General features: G+C 60.9%; 16 protein-coding genes. 6 read left to right on the top strand and 10 right to left on the bottom strand.

The window, feature by feature from the left end; translation table 11 throughout:
- Window positions 1–86: 86 nt before the first annotated feature.
- A complete protein-coding gene (locus tag AB5Y99_RS01915; RefSeq protein WP_368208530.1) occupies window positions 87–1,292 on the top strand; it encodes a NupC/NupG family nucleoside CNT transporter in 1,206 nt (401 codons plus the stop codon).
- Window positions 1,293–1,356: 64 nt separating this feature from the next.
- Here the strand turns inward: AB5Y99_RS01915 and AB5Y99_RS01910 are convergent, their stop codons facing one another.
- Together AB5Y99_RS01910 and AB5Y99_RS01905 are read right to left on the bottom strand one after the other, a co-directional pair.
- On the bottom strand, window positions 1,357–1,857 hold the full coding sequence (locus AB5Y99_RS01910; protein ID WP_031227918.1) for a metal-dependent hydrolase: 501 nt from the start codon (window positions 1,855–1,857) through the stop codon (window positions 1,357–1,359).
- A 125-nt stretch (window positions 1,858–1,982) separates the two neighbouring features.
- Complete coding sequence (locus tag AB5Y99_RS01905; RefSeq protein ID WP_005335916.1) at window positions 1,983–2,432, bottom strand: YaiI/YqxD family protein; 450 nt, start codon at window positions 2,430–2,432, stop codon at window positions 1,983–1,985.
- A 140-nt stretch (window positions 2,433–2,572) separates the two neighbouring features.
- Here AB5Y99_RS01905 and zntB point away from each other — a divergent pair, with 140 nt between their 5' ends.
- A complete protein-coding gene (gene zntB / locus AB5Y99_RS01900) occupies window positions 2,573–3,538 on the top strand; it encodes a zinc transporter ZntB (protein ID WP_005341467.1) in 966 nt (321 codons plus the stop codon).
- A gap of 13 nt (window positions 3,539–3,551) precedes the next feature.
- The gene (locus tag AB5Y99_RS01895; RefSeq protein WP_005354921.1) at window positions 3,552–4,064 is read left to right on the top strand and encodes a mechanosensitive ion channel domain-containing protein; all 513 of its coding nucleotides are present in this window, start codon (window positions 3,552–3,554) and stop codon (window positions 4,062–4,064) included.
- A gap of 60 nt (window positions 4,065–4,124) precedes the next feature.
- Here AB5Y99_RS01895 and AB5Y99_RS01890 read toward each other — a convergent pair whose 3' ends face one another.
- From AB5Y99_RS01890 to lpxL, 7 genes are all read right to left on the bottom strand, one after another.
- Entirely contained in the window at window positions 4,125–4,373 is a 249-nt protein-coding gene (locus AB5Y99_RS01890) for a hypothetical protein (protein ID WP_005354919.1), read from the bottom strand.
- A gap of 64 nt (window positions 4,374–4,437) precedes the next feature.
- Window positions 4,438–5,010 (bottom strand): DNA-J related domain-containing protein, encoded by a 573-nt coding sequence (locus AB5Y99_RS01885; RefSeq protein ID WP_368208528.1) that lies wholly within the window; start codon window positions 5,008–5,010, stop codon window positions 4,438–4,440.
- On the bottom strand, window positions 5,007–6,794 hold the full coding sequence (locus AB5Y99_RS01880; RefSeq protein ID WP_110303612.1) for a sodium:proton antiporter: 1,788 nt from the start codon (window positions 6,792–6,794) through the stop codon (window positions 5,007–5,009). Before AB5Y99_RS01880 ends, AB5Y99_RS01885 begins: the two co-directional genes overlap by 4 nt.
- A 190-nt stretch (window positions 6,795–6,984) precedes the next feature.
- Window positions 6,985–7,506 carry an MltR family transcriptional regulator gene (locus AB5Y99_RS01875; RefSeq protein ID WP_005335907.1) on the bottom strand — a complete coding sequence of 174 codons (522 nt, stop codon included), beginning with the start codon at window positions 7,504–7,506 and terminating at the stop codon, window positions 6,985–6,987.
- Window positions 7,507–7,639: 133 nt separating this feature from the next.
- Window positions 7,640–8,785, bottom strand: a complete 1,146-nt coding sequence (locus AB5Y99_RS01870; RefSeq protein ID WP_368208526.1) for a mannitol-1-phosphate 5-dehydrogenase — start codon at window positions 8,783–8,785, stop codon at window positions 7,640–7,642.
- Window positions 8,786–8,822: 37 nt separating this feature from the next.
- Complete coding sequence (locus tag AB5Y99_RS01865; protein WP_368208524.1) at window positions 8,823–10,745, bottom strand: PTS mannitol transporter subunit IICBA; 1,923 nt, start codon at window positions 10,743–10,745, stop codon at window positions 8,823–8,825.
- A gap of 626 nt (window positions 10,746–11,371) precedes the next feature.
- The gene (gene lpxL, locus AB5Y99_RS01860; RefSeq protein ID WP_021231687.1) at window positions 11,372–12,295 is read right to left on the bottom strand and encodes an LpxL/LpxP family Kdo(2)-lipid IV(A) lauroyl/palmitoleoyl acyltransferase; all 924 of its coding nucleotides are present in this window, start codon (window positions 12,293–12,295) and stop codon (window positions 11,372–11,374) included.
- Window positions 12,296–12,499: 204 nt separating this feature from the next.
- Between lpxL and hldE the strand changes: the two genes are divergently transcribed.
- On the top strand, window positions 12,500–13,927 hold the full coding sequence (gene hldE / locus AB5Y99_RS01855; protein WP_005335903.1) for a bifunctional D-glycero-beta-D-manno-heptose-7-phosphate kinase/D-glycero-beta-D-manno-heptose 1-phosphate adenylyltransferase HldE: 1,428 nt from the start codon (window positions 12,500–12,502) through the stop codon (window positions 13,925–13,927).
- Window positions 13,928–14,043: 116 nt separating this feature from the next.
- Here the strand turns inward: hldE and tolC are convergent, their stop codons facing one another.
- Window positions 14,044–15,363, bottom strand: a complete 1,320-nt coding sequence (gene tolC / locus AB5Y99_RS01850; RefSeq protein ID WP_201933590.1) for an outer membrane channel protein TolC — start codon at window positions 15,361–15,363, stop codon at window positions 14,044–14,046.
- A gap of 304 nt (window positions 15,364–15,667) precedes the next feature.
- On the opposite strand from tolC, the gene nudF reads away from it, so the two are divergent.
- Both nudF and AB5Y99_RS01840 read left to right on the top strand, forming a co-directional pair.
- Entirely contained in the window at window positions 15,668–16,309 is a 642-nt protein-coding gene (gene nudF / locus AB5Y99_RS01845) for an ADP-ribose diphosphatase (protein ID WP_005335901.1), read from the top strand.
- A gap of 1 nt (window position 16,310) precedes the next feature.
- Window positions 16,311–16,760 (top strand): DUF1249 domain-containing protein, encoded by a 450-nt coding sequence (locus AB5Y99_RS01840; protein ID WP_005335899.1) that lies wholly within the window; start codon window positions 16,311–16,313, stop codon window positions 16,758–16,760.
- The last annotated feature ends 9 nt before the right edge of the window (window positions 16,761–16,769 follow it).

The raw sequence follows: 16,769 nt of genomic DNA, 5'->3' as shown, positions 1-16,769 counted from the left end.
GATTGTGATGGCTATCTGATTTTTAAATGTGCAAATGTCTATGATGGCGCCGGTCAAAAATTACAATTTACTCAGGTGCTACAGGTATGGAATACGTTCACTTTGTGCTCGGACTGGTGATGGTCCTCGCTCTCTCTCTGCTGGCTAACCGCCACAACTGGAAACAGATCAAGCTGCGTTATATCGGCCAGCTGCTGGTGGTCGAACTGGCGCTGGCCTGGTTCATGCTGAACTCCGAAGTGGGTCTGGCGGTGGTGGGTGGCTTCGCGGCCGGCTTCACCAAGTTGATGGAGTTTGCCAAACAGGGTACCGACTTCGTGTTCGGTGGCCTGGTCAACGAAGGAGCCTTCTCCTTCTTCCTGATGGTGCTGATGCCCATCGTCTTCATCTCCGTGCTGATCGGTATTCTGCAGTACATCCGCCTGCTGCCGCTGGTGATCCGCGGTATCGGTACCGTGCTGGCCAAGATCAACGGCATGGGCAAGCTGGAGTCTTTCAACGCCATCAGCTCGATGATCGTCGGCCAGTCCGAGAACTTCATCGCCCTCAAGAACATCCTGCCGCACTTGAACGAGAAGCAGATGTACACCCTGGCGGCGACGGCCATGTCTACCGTCTCCATGTCCATCGTCGGTGCCTACATGCAGCTGATCGAGCCGCGCTACGTGGTTGCCGCGCTGGTGCTCAACATGTTCAGTACCTTCGTGGTGCTGTCGCTGATCAACCCCTACGAGCCGGATAACTCCGTGACCGACATCAAGGCCATTGCCGAAGGTGACGAGCACCACACGCCGAAGAAAGAGAACTTCTTCGAGATGTTGGGTGAGTACATCATGGCCGGTTTCACCGTTGCCGTTATCGTGGGTGCCATGCTGGTGGGTTTCATCGCCCTGATTGCCCTGATCAACTACCTGTTCGAGATGGCATTTGGCGTGAACTTCCAGTTCGTCATGGGCTACCTCTTCTACCCGATCGCCTGGATCCTGGGTATCCCGAATGGTGAAGCGCTGCAAGCCGGCTCCATCATGGCGACCAAGCTGGTGACCAACGAGTTCGTGGCGATGATGGATCTGGGCAAGGTGGCTGCCGAGCTCTCTCCGCGTACTGTCGGCATCCTCTCCATCTTCATGGTCTCTTTCGCCAACTTCAGCTCCATCGGCATCATCGCCGGTGCGGTAAAAGCGCTGAACGAAGAGAAGGGCAACATGGTTTCCCGCTTCGGCCTGAAGCTGGTCTACGGTTCTACCCTGGTCAGCCTGCTCTCTGCTGTTATCGCTGGCATCATGATCTGATCCTCTGGCGGCACCCGCCACGGTTTGAGCCCCTGACCTTGTCAGGGGCTTTTTTGTTTCTGCCTCACAGCCGCCAGCCGCACCACCAGCCGGCGACCAGCAGGGTGAGAGTGCAAAAGCCGGTTTCGATGGCACCGCCGCTGCGCAGCGGCCAGCCCGGCAGGCGGTAACGGCGCTTGATGGGCCAGAAGAGCGGAATGCCCGCCGGGGTGAGCCAGTCCCCCAGCAGATGGCTGAGGTAGCCGACGATAAGCGCATCCTTGACCCCCATGGGCAGGGTGCCCGGCGGCAGGCTCTGGTTCAGCCCCCAGACAGCGGCGGCGACTGCCAGCAGACTGTGGGTGAAGCCGCGATGGCCGAACAGCCGCGACAGAGGTTTCGAGATCCACGGCAGGCGCTGCCCCAGCACCGATTTGGGGTGGTCGAGGTCGGGCAACAGGGCGCTGGCCAGCGCGGCAGGGATGGTCTGCCACAGGCTGGCATCGGCCAGTGCCGGAGTGAGCTGCAGTTTATGGGCGATCAGGGTGCAGGTAACGGAGAAGAGCAGGTGCCCTTGGGCTGTCATGATGATTACGGCGTGGACAAGATGGCGGCGCATCTTACCAGCCTGACGGTTGTGGTCAGCTCTTATTTTAAAAATCAGGATGTTACGGCGAAAATGCGCCCATGTTGGGCGCCTTTAGGGTCTCTTTACAGCTTGCCTTTGACCAGCCACTTGTCGAGGGCGTTGGCGAAGCGCTGTTTGTCAGCGGCATTGAAGGGGGCCGGGCCGCCGGTTTGCACGCCAGCCGAGCGCAGCTCTTCCATAAAGTTGCGCATGCCGAGCCGCGCCTTGATGGTCTCGCGGGTGTAGATCTCGCCACGGGGATTGAGCGCCTCGCCACCGGCATCGATCACCCAGGAGGCGAGGGGGATGTCACCAGTGATCACCAGATCGCCGGGCTGAACCTGCTGGGCGATGACATGATCTGCCACATCGAATCCCTTCTCCACCTGCTGGGTTTTGATGAAAGGCGAGGGGGGCACCCGCAACCCCTGATTGGCCACCAGGGTGGTGACGACCTGGGCGCGGTGGGCGGCGCGGTAGAGGATCTCCTTGACCGGAATGGGGCAGGCATCGGCATCAACCCAGATGGGCATGGCATGGTTTCCTGTAGTGAAAGCGGATAAAAAACGAGAGCGGCCATGTTAACACAGGCCTCCCCTTCCCGGCGCGGGGCTGAGTCGGCCCCGCCTTTCGTGTAAGCTGGGGCCTGCACATGAAACGAGAAGGAGACGAGATGGATCGGGTGCCCGGTGAAGTGATTTATGCCCTGACCCTGGATGGCAAGGGTGGCATGGCGCCGCTGACGGCGGGAAGCGAAGTCCCGGCGGCGCATCCCGGCTGGCTGCATCTGGATTACGGCAATCCCGATTCGGCGCGCTGGCTGTTGCAGACCCCCTTGCTCAGCGAGGCGGCCAGGGAGTCGCTGCTCGGCCAGAGCAATCGTCCCAAGCTGGTGCGGATGGGAGAGACTGTGCTGCTGATCCTGCGCGGCATCAACCACAACAAGGATCACAGGCCCGAAGAGATGGTGGCGCTGCGCATCTTCATCACCCCGGATCTCATTATCAGCAGCCGTCGTCGTCCGCTGCTCTCCGAGCAGGATGTCTTCAACCAGCTCAAGCTGGGGGGCGGCGCCGATACCCCGGCCGACTGGCTGGTGGAGATCTGCGATGCCCTGACCGATCGGGCGGGGGAGTTTGTCGAGGAGCTGCACGACAAGATCCTCGATCTGGAGGAGATGGTGCTGATGCGCGACATGCCCGCCAATGGCCGGCTGGCGCTGATCCGCAAGCAGCTCATCATGATCCGCCGCTACCTCTCGCCGCAACGGGATCTGGTGGCGCGCCTTGCCAACGAGAAGATCAGCTGGCTGGATGAGGATGATCGCCGTCGTCTGCTCGATATCGCCGATCGGCTGCGGCGCTGGCTCGACGACCTCGATGCGGGAGTGGCACGTACTGCCGTGCTGGCGGACGAGATCAACAATCTGATGGCGGAGGCGACCAACCGCCGCGCCTACCAGATGTCGGTGATGGCGCTGCTCTTTTTGCCCGCCAGTTTCCTGACCGGCCTGTTTGGCATCAACCTCGGCGGTATCCCCGGGGCCGAGAATCCGACCGCCTTCTGGGTCTTCTGCGGATCCTTGGTGGCGCTGGCAAGCGGGCTGGCTATCTGGCTCAAGCATCGGCGCTGGTGGTAAGGAGGCATAACCCATGTGGCAATCAATTGGCCTGACCCTGCTGCTGTTGCTGGGTCATACCCTGATCCGGCGGCTGATTCACAAGAGCCTGCTGGCGCTCGGTCAGAGCAGGCAGGTGAGCGAGAACCGGGTGCTCTACGTGGCCCATGTGTTCCACTTCCTGCTCGGTTGCGCCACCTTGCTGGTACTGGCCGGGGTGTGGGGGCTCGACTTCTCCCGACTGGTGGTGCTCGCCTCCTCCTTCTTTGCGGTATTGGGGGTCGCCATGGTCGCCCAGTGGTCGATCCTCTCCAACATCACCGCCAGCATCACCATCTTCTTCGCCTTCCCCTACAAGATTGGCGACCGGATCCGCATCCTCGACAAAGATGATTCGGTCACCGGCGTCATCACCGAGATTGGCTTGTTCTACGTGCGGGTGCGTGATGACAACGGCGATCTGGTCACCTATCCGGCCAACCTGATCCTGCAAAAGCCGGTCAGGAAGCTGGAGGGCAAGGTGGCGGAACCGCTGCAACCGGAATAGAAAGCAACCGGAATAACAAAAGGCTCCCTCGGGAGCCTTTTTACTGTGCGGTGGGTGGCGCTAGCGTTCGAAGAAGCGGTAGAGGTGCTCCACCTGAACCGGGCAGTCGGCCACCTGATGCAGATGTTCGCGGGCCTGCTCGACGGTGCCGAAACTGACCGGGCAGCCGAGGGTGTCGGTCAGCTCGTAGAGGGCGCCATCCTTGCCTCTGAATTCGATGATCCAGCCGGGAATAGCCACGTCGTGGAGTATTTCGGCCTCTTGCAGGATCTGTTGCTGATAGAGCTTACGAAGTTCACTGACTGTCATGATGCTCTCCTGTGGGGAATATCCAGCTCCAGTCTATGCCTGCCCTTTATATGCGGCAACGGGATCATCCCCGCAGGACCTCCCATGCCCAGCGGATGCGGATAAAGGTCTCGGCATTGCCGCCCCGATCCGGATGGTGCTGCAATGCCAGCTCCCGCCAGCGGCGGCGGATTGCCTCCTGACTCGCCCCTTCATTCAACTCGAACAGGGCCAGCGCCTCGGCTTTGTGCCCCTCACCGTCATAAGCGCGCCAGAAGCGGTTGAGCAGGGCCTCAACTTCGGCACGATCGGTCTGCCAGAACACCTGCCAGTCTAGATAGTAGCTACGCAGATTTTCGCCAAGGGCAAAGCCGTGGTTGGTTTGTAGGTTCTCGGCCAGCGGTTCGAGCCGGATATCCAGAGTGCTGATCACCAGCCACCATCCTTCTTGCCAAAGCTCGGCCTGCAACTGGTAGAGGGCGTTCATGATCAGGAAGTTGACCCGAAACAGCTGCAGCTGCTCGTCGTCGGCCAGCCGGGGGAGCGCCGCCTGCTGGCGCAGAGCCGCCATCAGTTCATGCACCTTGTAGCTGCCCGCCGCCTGTTGCAGCAGCACCAGCAGAGGGGCGATCAGCGGATTGTTGTTGGCTTCGTTCATTCGGCGCCCTGCTCTCTGGGCGGCTGCAGGGCGATCAGCAGCTCACCCGCCTGCGGGGTGACGGGGCCGGTAACGATCTGGGGCTTGCCCTTGCCATCCATGATGAAGAGCGGGATGGCGCCGGGATTGGCGGTCTGATACTGGGCCCAGTCGAACGCCTCGCTCAGGCGGGTCGCCTTGATCTGGCCACCCCGGCTCAGCAGGCCGCTCAGCCTGGCATAGTTGATGTCGGGACCGAACAGGTTCTGGCGAGCTCGAAAGGTTGCGCTCTCCCGGTTGGCCTTGCCGTGCTGCTCGCTGGATCGCAGGGAATAGACCTGCTCCTCGCCGTAGAGGTGGGCAAAGTGCAGTACCCCGAGGGCGTTGTTGTGGCGGTTGGGGGAGAGCGCCAGCACGGTACTGATGCTGGTGAGCGGCAGGTGCAGCTCGGCATGTTCTGACTGGGGGTTGCCGAAGTAGCAGGGCAGGTTGCTCATCCGCGCCTGTTTGCAGAACTCCCAGGCGGGATCGCAGAGTTGCACCGGCACCCCCTGATCCGCCAGCGCCTTGCCAATGGCCCGCGCCACCGAGTTGGCCCCTATGATGAGCCAGGTGTTGGGGGCGCTCTGGCGCATCTTGAGCAGGCTGGCCAGCGGTGCCGAGGTGAGGCTCTGCAACACCACGGTGGAGATGATCACCGCAAATACCAGCGGCACCAGCTTGTCGGCATCGGGGATCTCGGCCTGATGCAGGCTGATGGCAAACGAGGCACTGACCGCCGCCGCAACGATGCCGCGCGGTGCAATCCAGCTTAGCAGGGCGCGAGCCCGCCAGGAGAGATCCGAGCCCCAGGTCGAGACCAGAATACAGAGCGGACGCGCCACGAATTGCACTACGCAGAGCAGCGCCAGCACCATGGGGCCGAGTTGCCAGAGCTGTGCCAGATCGAGGCGGGCCGCCAGCAGGATAAAAAGGCTGGAGATAAGGATGACAGCGAGGTCTTCTTTGAATGCCAGCACCTCCTCAAGATCCAGCCCCTCCTGATTGGCGAGCCAGATGCCGAACACGGTCACCGCCAGCAGGCCGGACTCGTGGCTGAGCCAGTTGGAGAGGCTGAAGGTGACCAGCACCAGCGCCAGCACGCCGAATTTGTGCAGGCTGACCGGTAGCCAGTCCTTGCGAATGAGCAGGGTGGTGAGCCAGCCTGCCGCCACCCCGATCAGGGAACCGACCAGCACTGTCTTGCCCAGCGCCAGCAGGGTATGGCTGATGAGATCTCCCTGACTGCCGAGGCGGACCGCCTCGAACACCAGCACCGCAAACAGGGCGCCGATAGGGTCGATGACGATCCCCTCCCAGCGCAGGATGCGGTCCACCTCCCGGGTGGGGCGGATCACGTTGAGCATGGGGGCGATCACCGTCGGGCCCGTTACCACCAGCACAGCGCCGAGCATGGTGGCGACCCGCCAGTCCAGCCCCAGCAGGAAGTAACCGGCGCTGCCGATGACGGCGAAGCTGACCAGCATGCCGGTGGAGCAGAGATTGCGCACCACCTTGCCGATCCCCTTGAGCTCGGCCAGATGAAGGGTCAGCGCCCCCTCGAACAGGATGATGGCTACCGACAGGGAGACCAGCGGAAACAGCAGATCCCCGAGCAGGGCATCGGGGTCGAGCAGGCCGCTGACCGGGCCCAGAGTCAGGCCGGTGAGCAGCAGAAACAAGATGGCGGGCACCCGCAGCGACCAGGCGAGCCATTGGGCCAGTACGGAGACCAGGGCGATCCCGGCCAGAGAGAGGGCAATCATGCAGACCTCGATTCAGGCAGTGAGTATGGAGCTAGTGTAGTGGCTAAGTTGGTCAGATTGACACCCGAAGGAGCGAGCATCATGGCCGGGATGGGGAGATGTGCGACAGTCGGCGTCATGGTGGCTGGCGGTGGTGTGCAGGGCGCCAGCCAGACGCCAACCGTGGTGATGGGGTGGCCTTGGGGCCGGATTAGATGGGGCTCTCCTTGTGGAGCTCGCCGACACAGTCGGCCAGCGCCAGTACCAGTGCGGAGCGCACCATCTGATCGAGCCGGTTGAGCTGCATCTGGTAGAAGGCCCAATCCTCTTCGCTGGCAGGAGGTTCCAGCTTCATCATGCCGCCCTGATTGACCCCGTGCAGGCGGTCGAGCAGATCGCGGATCGGCTTGTCGCTGAAGCGGTAATCCTTGGGGTCGCGCACCAGAAAGTCGCGGATCTTGATATAGGCTTCGATATCCTGATAGCGCTCGAGTGAGATGAGGCCGAGGGCGAAGATGAGCTTGAGGCGCACCTCCAGCTGGCCGAGGGGGCCGCTCTGGTTGAGCAGGGGTTCGATGGCGTATTTGACGGCATACTCCTCCTGACGGAACGCGCGTCGCATCAGGGAGTCGACCGCCTCTTCCAGGATGGTCACGGCTTCGAGAAAGAAGCCGCGGGGGCCATCCTGCTCGTTCAGTCGTTCCAGTACTTCATCTTCCTGGTGTGTGGTCATAGGTGCATAGGGTCCAGCTGACAGGGAGAGAGTGGGCCTCTCTCCCGGTTTCTATCATATGGGGCACATTCCCTTGCCATTCAAGCGCTTGGCGCGCTATCAGTGGTGGCTGAATGCGCCGCAAGCAGGGTCATTACAGGGTTTCGTAACGGGCGACGATGGCGCGAACCACCTCGCTCTCTTCATCCAGTCCGGTGACGCGGGCCAACGCTTTGGCCGGGCCCAGCTCCGCCAGCAGGGCTTGTAGCTCCACCGCCTGCGGGTCATCGGCATTGCGATAGTGGAGCGCCGCGGCGATCCCCTCCTGCAACTGCTCGTTGGGCAGGCCGTACTCCATGGTGCCGAGCAGCGGCTTCACCAGTCGATCTCCCGCCGCCAGCTTGCGCAGTGGCTGACGACCGACCCGGTCAATCTCGTCCACCAGATAGGGGTTGGCGAAGCGGGCCAGGATCTTCTCGATGTAGGCGGCGTGCAGGCGCGGGTCGAAGCCGTAGCGTTTCACCAGCACGGCACCGCTCTCCTCCATGGCGCGGCGCACCTTGCTGCGGATCACCGGATCTTCGATCGCCTCGCGCACTGTGTGGTAGCCCCGCAGCTTGCCGAGGTAGGCGGTGACGATGTGGCCGGTGTTGAGGGTGAACAGCTTGCGCTCGACGAAGGCCATCAGGTTGTCGGTGGGTTCCATGCCCGCCACCTGTGGCAGCTCTCCCTTGAATTGGGTCTGGTCGACGATCCACTCGCTGAAGCTCTCTACAGTCACTTCCAGCGGGTCATCGTTGGCAGCCGCGGCGGGCGGCACGATGCGATCCACCGCCGAGTCGACGAAGCCGATACAGGATTCGAGCGTGGCATGATACGCGACCGGCAGGTACTTGAGTACCTCCCGCTTGAGGTGGCTGGTGCCGCGCACCATGTTTTCGCAGGCGATGACGTTGAGCGGAGTCAAGTTGCCGGCATCGAAGCGGGCCTGCAGCCCCTTGGCCAGGGTGCTGGCAATCTTGTCCAGAATGTTGGGGCCCACTGCCGTGGTGACCAGATCGGCGGTGATGATACGGGCGATCACCTCGTGACCGGCGGAGCTCACCGCCGCCACGTTACGCACCACATCCAGCTTCTGATCCGCCCCCACCACATGGACTTTGTACTCCTGACGGTGGTTGAGCTGGTCGATCAGGGTGTCGTTGACGTCGGCGAAGGTGACCTGATGGCTGGCATCCGCCAGCACTTTGCCGATAAAGCCGCGACCGATGTTACCAGCACCAAAATGCAATGTTTTCATGATATTAACCTCTTGAACCAAAGACGATGAAAGATGATTACGCAGCCCGTTCGGCACCCAGCAGATCCAGGAAGGCCTGGGGATCCGTGGTGCTGGCCAGCCGGTCGATGAGACCGGGTTCATCCAGTGCATTGGTCAGGCGGGTTATCACCTGCATGTGTTCGTCGTTGCGGGCGGCGATGCCGATCACCAGCCGCGCTACCTCATCGGCAGCCTCGCCAAAGGCGACCCCGGCCGGGTACTGGCAGATGACGATGCCGGTACGCTTCACAAACTCCTTGGCGGCGATGGTGCCGTGCGGCACGGCGATGGATTCGCCGAGGTAGGTGGAGACCAGCTGTTCCCGCTCCAGCATGGCGTTGACGTAGTCGGGCGCCACGTAGCCGCGCTCTGCCAGCAGTCGGCCAGCGGTCAGGATGGCGGCCTCCTTGTTGTCCGCTTTCAGTCCCAGATGCACGTCATGACGGCTCAGGGTAAAGACTTCGGCGGCCTGTGGCTCGTAGCTGTCGTCGTTGGCCGCCACCAGCAGCTGCGGGTTGGCAACGTCATCGTTGGCAGCGCGGCTCAGGCTCTGTACCAGCTCCTGATAGAGGCCGTTGTCGAGGAAGTTGGTGAGCGAGATATGGTGAGCGTTCGGCGCATGGCGACGGGCCCGCTCGGTCAAATCCTTGTGGGTGATGACCCAATCCACCTGATCGTCGAGCTGATCGATGGCGCGGTTGGTGACGCTGATATCGAGCCCGGCGGCCTGCACCCGCTTGCGCAGCATGCCGGCGCCCATGGCGCTGGAGCCCATGCCCGCATCGCAGGCGACCACAATATTGCGTACCGCCATCAGTTCGCCGCCCGGCTTCTTGGCCGCTGCGGTTTCGGGCTTGCCGCCCTTCATGGCTTTCATCTTGCGAGTGGCTTCATCGAGGGCATCGGCCTCGTCAGCTTCCGGCTGCTGGGCGCGAACGAACACGGCGGCGACCAGGAAAGAGACCAGAGTTGCGCTGATGATGGAGAGGGCGACCCCGATCAGGGAGGCTTTCGGCGTCATCAACAGCACGGCGAAGATGGAGCCCGGTGAGGCGGGGGAGACCAGACCGGCGTTGAACAGGGTCAGGGTAAAGACCCCGGTCATGCCACCGGCGATCACCGCCAGAATGAGGCGCGGGTTCATCAGCACATACGGGAAGTAGATCTCGTGGATGCCGCCGAAGAAGTGAATGATGGAGGCGCCAGCCGCGGACTGCTTGGCCGCACCACGGCCGAACACCATGTAGGCCAGCAGCACGCCCATACCCGGGCCCGGGTTCGCTTCAATCAGGAAGAAGATGGAGCTGCCGTGCTCGGTCGCCTGCTGGATCCCCAGCGGCGAGAAGATGCCGTGGTTGATGGCGTTGTTGAGGAACAGGATCTTGGCCGGTTCGACGAAGATGGAGGTGAGCGGCAGCATGTGGTTATCCACCAGGAAGCCGACACCACCGGCCAGCAGGCCGGAGAGCACCTTGACGAAGGGGCCAATCACGAAGAAGGCGAGGATCGCCAGCAGCATGCCGATAAGCCCGGCGGAGAAGTTGTTGACCAGCATCTCGAAGCCGCTCTTGACGCGACCGTCCATCGCCTTGTCGAAGCGCTTGATGGCCCAGCCACCGAGCGGGCCGACCATCATGGCGCCCATGAACATGGGGATGTCGGTCCCCACGATGACACCCATGGTGGTGATGGCGCCGACCACGCCGCCGCGCTCGCCGCCCATCAGTTTGCCGCCGGTGTAGCCAATCAGCAGCGGCAGCAGGTAGGTGATCATGGGACCGACCAGCTTGGCCAAGGTTTCATTGGGCAGCCAGCCGGTGGGGATGAAGAGGGCGGTGATAAAGCCCCAGGCGATAAAGGCGCCTATGTTGGGCATGACCATATTGGACAGGAAGCGTCCAAAATTCTGTATCTTGACTTTGGTATCCGGTGATAACATGTCGGGACCCCGTTTTAAGCCTGTTTGATTAAAAGTGGTAGTCGGGATGGCCGGTTTTGCCGAACCTCCATCCCGGTCGTCTAAGCAACTTCAATCTACCAGCTTGATATCAAATTAGGCTGAAAACGGGGTATCTTGTGATCCAGCTCTCGGATACCCAGCGGTACCCCCTCCATAACCAGTGACCTGCGTCACATTCACATGCTGTAATTCGGCTACATTTCGATCTTTTCTGTTTTGCATGGTCATTTTATGTGACTCAAGTCACTAAAGTTTCTTGGTGACTCCCTTGCGTAAAGGTGATTCATGTCACAAATTCAATTTTTGTATTCGAATGGGACAAATCACTCAGTCACTCATCAGCGGGTAGTGACGATGGATCTATAGAAACACTCCATTGCTTACCAATGAATCAATAAATTTGTAACCCGCTTTCAGTTTTTACGGTCGGCGATGAGGTCTCTTTTGCTGCTGGCTGATGGGAATGGGCGCCAACATGCAGGATGTTATCGAGCGGCAGATGTTCGGGGCGCTTGCTTGCCGCGCAGGGCTGATAGCAGATAAAAACAAACCGCCAGCAGGCGGTTTGTCGGTTTTTGCGATCTGGCCCCAGTCGGGGCTGCGGCTTAGTAGAAGCCGGCATCCTCGGGGGAGGGGCGGGTCTTGAAGCGGCGATGGAGCCACATGTACTGCTCCGGCGCCTTGCGCACGGCGGCTTCAATCTCTCGGTTGGCGCGGGCGGCATCGACCATGTCATCCCCGCTCGGGTAGTCGGCGAGCGGCGCCCCGATATGTAGGGTGTAACCCTCGCTGGTGCGGATGTTGTAGCAGGGCAGGGTGACGGTGTTCTTCACCCGCGCCAGGGTGGCGGTGCCGGTGATGGTGGCGGCCTGCTCTACCGCGAAGTAGGGCACGAACACGCTGGCGTGGCTGCCGTAGTCGTGATCCGGCGCGTACCAGAGGGCGTCACCGTTGCGCAGCGCCTTGATCATCCCCTTCACATCCATCCGGTCTACCAGATATTTGTTGGAGGCGCAGCGACCGTGGTACTGGGCATACTCCAGCACCGGATTGGTGTTGGGGCGATAGACCCCCACGCCGGGGCGAACCAGACCGAAACAGCGGGCGTTGAGTTCAAGCGTCAGGAAGTGGCAGGAGAGCAGCAGCATGCCCTGGCCTTTTTCCATGGCGGCGATGACGTGCTCTTCCCCTTCCACCTTCATCAGGTTGCGCATCCGCCAGTCTGGCCAGAACCAGGCGATCCCCACCTCGAACACGGCGCAGCCCACGCTCTCGAAGTTTGCCTTGAGCAGTTTCTCCCGCTCATCCCGGGTCAGCTCGGGCATCGCCAGTTCCAGATTGCGACGGGCAATCTTGACCCGGGACTTCAATATCCTGGCGGCGAGACGACCGAGCTGACGGCCCAGCCACATCTGGCTACGCCACGGCAGCAGGGTCAGCAGCCAGAGCAGGCCTAGGCCGAACCAGCTGGCCCAGTAACGGGGATGAAACAGGCGGGGCTCCAGGCGGGGAGCGTTGTCATGGGCCATGGCTAATCTCTTGTTCGCAAACACAATCGGGGGATTCTAGCCGAAAAGGGGGGGCGGGGGCGAATGGCTGTGTGCTGGTCAGAGGGGTAGCCTGCGTCCGGTTAGCGTGACAGCGGCGGCAACTGCGGTCGGCTTTTTCTACACCGGATAAAAGAGTGTGATAAAATCGCCCGCTGATTTTTCAGGTTTTGAGAGTCGATACAGATGAAGATCACCCTGCCCGATTTTGAAAAAGCCCGCGTTCTGGTCGTTGGCGATGTCATGTTGGACCGTTACTGGCATGGCCCCACCGGTCGGATCTCCCCCGAGGCGCCGGTGCCCGTGGTCAAGGTTGAACACATTGAGGAGCGTCCCGGTGGCGCGGCCAACGTGGCCCTCAACTCCGCCGCCCTTGGCGCTCATGCCGTGCTGCTTGGCCTGACCGGTCAGGATGAAGCGGCCGATGCGCTGGCAGGTCAGATGGCTGGTGTCAAGGTGGCCTGTGATTTCGTTCGTCTGGCCGACTTCCCGACTATCACCAAGCTGCGGGTGCTGTCACGCAACCAGCAGCTGCTGCGTCTGGACTTTGAAGAGCCCTTCCACTCCGTCGATGCCACCCTGCTGATGAGCAAGGTCGAGCAGGCGCTGCCGAATAGCGACGTGATGATCCTCTCCGACTACGGCAAGGGTGCTCTCAACGACGTGCCCGGCATGATCCAGAGAGCCCGTGCCGCCGGTATTCCGGTGCTGGTCGACCCCAAGGGTACCGACTTCGAGAAGTACCGCGGTGCCACCCTGCTGACCCCCAACATGTCCGAATTCGAGGCCGTGGTGGGCAAGGTGAAGAGCGAAGAGGAGCTGGTCGCCAAGGGGCTGGATCTGGTCAAGCGCTTCGAGCTGGATGCCCTGCTGGTCACCCGTTCCGAGAACGGCATGACCCTGATCCGCGAAGGTCAGCCGGAGTTGCATCTGCCGGCTCAGGCCCACGAGGTTTACGATGTGACCGGTGCCGGTGATACCGTCATCTCGACCCTGGCTACCTCGCTGGCGGCAGGCAAGAGTCTGGACGAAGCCTGTGCGCTGGCCAATACCGCTGCCGGTATCGTGGTCGGCAAGCTGGGTACCTCTACCGTCAGCCCGGTCGAGCTGGCCAACGCCCTCTACACCGAGCAGGAGACAGGCTTCGGCGTCATGTCCGAAGCCCAGCTGAAAGTGGCGGTTCGTGCCGCCCGTCTGCGCGGCGAGAAGGTGGTGATGACCAACGGTTGCTTCGACATCCTGCACGCCGGCCACGTCTCCTATCTGGCCAACGCGGGCAAGCTGGGGGATCGCCTGATCGTGGCGGTCAACACCGACGAGTCGGTTCGCCGTCTGAAAGGGCCGGGTCGTCCGGTCAACCCGACCGAGCGCCGCATGGCGGTGCTGGCTGCGCTGGGCGCGGTGGATTGGGTTGTGCCATTTGGTGAAGATACCCCGCAGCGTCTGATCGCCGAGATCCTGCCGGATCTGCTGGTCAAGGGCGGTGACTACAAGCCGGAAGATATCGCCGGTTACGCCGAGGTGACCGCCAATGGCGGTGAGGTCCGCGTTCTCAACTTCGAGGATGGTTGCTCCACCACCGACATCATCAAGACGATCCGCGAGCGCGGCTAACGTTCTGCTGGCCCCGCAATCTGGCGGGGCTCACTATCGGCGGTAGCAAGCCGGAAGAAATACGGATAACAAAAAGGCGACCTTGCGGTCGCCTTTTTCATGTCCGATAGCGGCTATCAGCCCTTGGCTTTTGCCGTGGCAGGCATCAGACCCTGGTTCACTTCCACCAGATCCTGCGCTTCCAGAATACCGGCAGCCTGTTTCAGGCTCAGGATATTGAGAATGTAGTTGTAACGGGCTTCGGAGAGCTTCTGCTTGGCCTCGTACAGCTTGCGAGTGGAGTCCAGCACGTCGACGATGGTACGGGTACCCACTTCGTAACCGGCTTCGGTCGCCTTCAGGGCGCTGTCGGCGGAGACCACAGACTGGCTGTAGGCACGTACCGAGCCGATGCTTGCGTTCACGTTGTTGTAGGAGGAGCGCACTGTGCTCTGCACCGAGCGGAAGTTCTTCTCAAGCAGTTCGCTGGCCGCTACGTAGTTGTATTGAGCCTGCTTCACCTTGGAGCTGGTAGCGCCACCGCTGTAGATGGGCAGCTTGAAGGTCAGACCGATATTGGCCTGATTGTCATTGCCGCCCGGCATGCTATCCAGCTTGTAATCGGTATTGCTGGTTTGCAGTCCGGCACCCAGATCCAGCGTCGGCTCATGGCCGGTTTTGGCGAGATCGATCTGTTCCTTGGCAATGTCCTTGCTGATGCGGGCACTGTGCAGTTGCAGGTTTTTGTCCAGCGCCAGCTCCAGCCACTTGTCGGAGCCGAAGGCGGTCTTCTGCGGGCTGAAACGATCGGTGTTGAGGATGTCCAGATTGCGGTGATCGATACCGGTCAGCTCGCGCAGGGTCTCGTAGCTGTTGTCCAGCGAGTTTTCGGCATTGATCTCGTCAGCCAGCGCCTGGTCGCGGGAGGCTTCGGCTTCATGGACGTCGGTGATGGCGGTCAGGCCCACTTCGAAACGCTGCTGGGTCTGCTCCAGCTGACGCTCTACGGCAACCTTGTTGGCACGGACGAACTCCAGGGTATCCATCGCCTTGAGCACATCAAAGTAGGCTTTGGCGGTGCGCACCATCAGGTTCTGGATCTCGAGGTTGTAGGCGACATCTGACTGGGTGGCCTGCTTCTCGCTGATATCCAGATTGACCCAGTTACTGCGACGATAGAGGGATTGCGACAGCGTCACTTCACCCTTGGCGTTGGTATTGCTCTGGGTATCGTTCTTGTTTTGCAGATAATTGAGCCCGGCACCCAGATCGATCTGGGGCAGCAGAGGGGCACGGGATTCGTTGATCTTCTCGAAGGCCTGGTCGCGAACGGCTTTGGACTGCAGCAACTGCGGGTCTTTGATCTGGGCTTGCTGGTAGATGTCGAGCAGGTTTTCGGCATGGGCACCGGCACTGACGCCCAGCAACACCATGACTGACAAAAGTGTTCTTTTCATAGATCGTTTTAACCTTATGTAGTAACCCAAACTGGTTGCTGGAGAGGCAAATATTGTCACCGACCAAGCTTGATTGCAGCTTAATCACTCTACTATAAGCAAAATTTAATGCTAAGAGTCTCAGGTCCGGTGACGGGAACGTCAAGAACCGGACGCAGTTTTCTCCCCGCGCGCCTAGCCAAATGGTCTGTGGCTGCTAAAATCCACCCCTCATTGCCATGATGCGCCGAGTGAATGAACGTTCATTCATGTTCCTCGGATTTTATGGTCAAACTGATACAAGTCAAGCTGACGGGAGCCCCGGATGTCGCAGCAACCCTTGCCGCAAGATCGGCATTACGCCGCCGATGATGTGAAAATCATTGAAAAATCAGCTGGATATAACGGCTTCTTCAAGGTGAATGTCTATCGTCTGCAGCATCGGTTATTTGCGGGCGGCTGGAACCAGCCCATCGTGCGCGAGCTGTTCGAGCGGGGCCATGCTGCCGCGCTGCTGCCCTATGATCCGGTGCGCGACCAGATAGTGCTGGTGGAGCAGTTCCGCATCGGCGCCATGGAGACCAGCCCGACCCCCTGGCTGCTGGAGCTGGTGGCCGGCATTATCGACGAAGGGGAGACTGCCGAGGCGGTGGTGCGCCGCGAAGCGGTGGAAGAGGCCGGGATCGAGGTGGCCCGCTGCGAGCATGCCATCAGCTATCTGGTGAGTCCGGGCGGCAGCACCGAGCGGATCGAGGTCTTTGTGGGCGAGGTGGATGCCAGCAAGGCCGAGGGGCTGCACGGTCTGGCTGATGAAGGTGAGGATATCCGGGTGCACGTGGTGAGCCGCGAACAGGCCTACGCCTGGCTCAAAGAGGGACGCATCGACAATGCGGCCTCGGTCATTGCCCTGCAGTGGTTGGCCCTCAACCATGGCGAGCTGCGCGCCCGCTGGCTGGCGGATCGCTGAGGTGGCGCTGACCCTGCAACAGAGCAGGCGCTATGTGCCTGATCTGATGTCCTTGCAGCGTACCTGCGAGGTCAACTACATGGCATTGATGAAGCTGCTGCCGCCAGATGGAGAGGTCGGGGCCGAGCGCCGCTATCGGGTCGGCAACGATCTGCAGTTCCAGCTCACCATCATTGGCGAGAGTCGCTTCACCAATCAGGTGATCCTGAGCCAGCACAACCCCGAATTGCCCGAATATTTACAAGCTCAGATAGAGATTCGTTTGTATCATGATGTGCGGATGGCGGAAGTGTGTGCAGCGCAACAGATTTCCCGTTTGCAACCACGTTATGATTATCCCAATAAAAAGATGCACCAGCGGGACGAAAAGGAGCAGGTAAATCTGTTTCTGGCCGAATGGCTAAAATTTTGTCTCAGACATGGGACCAGCCCGATCAATATCTCCAGTTGAACAAATAAA

The sequence above is a fragment of the Aeromonas sp. R4-2 genome (assembly GCF_040908295.1).
GTDB classification, from domain to species: Bacteria; Pseudomonadota; Gammaproteobacteria; order Enterobacterales; family Aeromonadaceae; genus Aeromonas; species Aeromonas veronii.
This window is presented reverse-complemented; position numbering and strand designations above follow the sequence as displayed.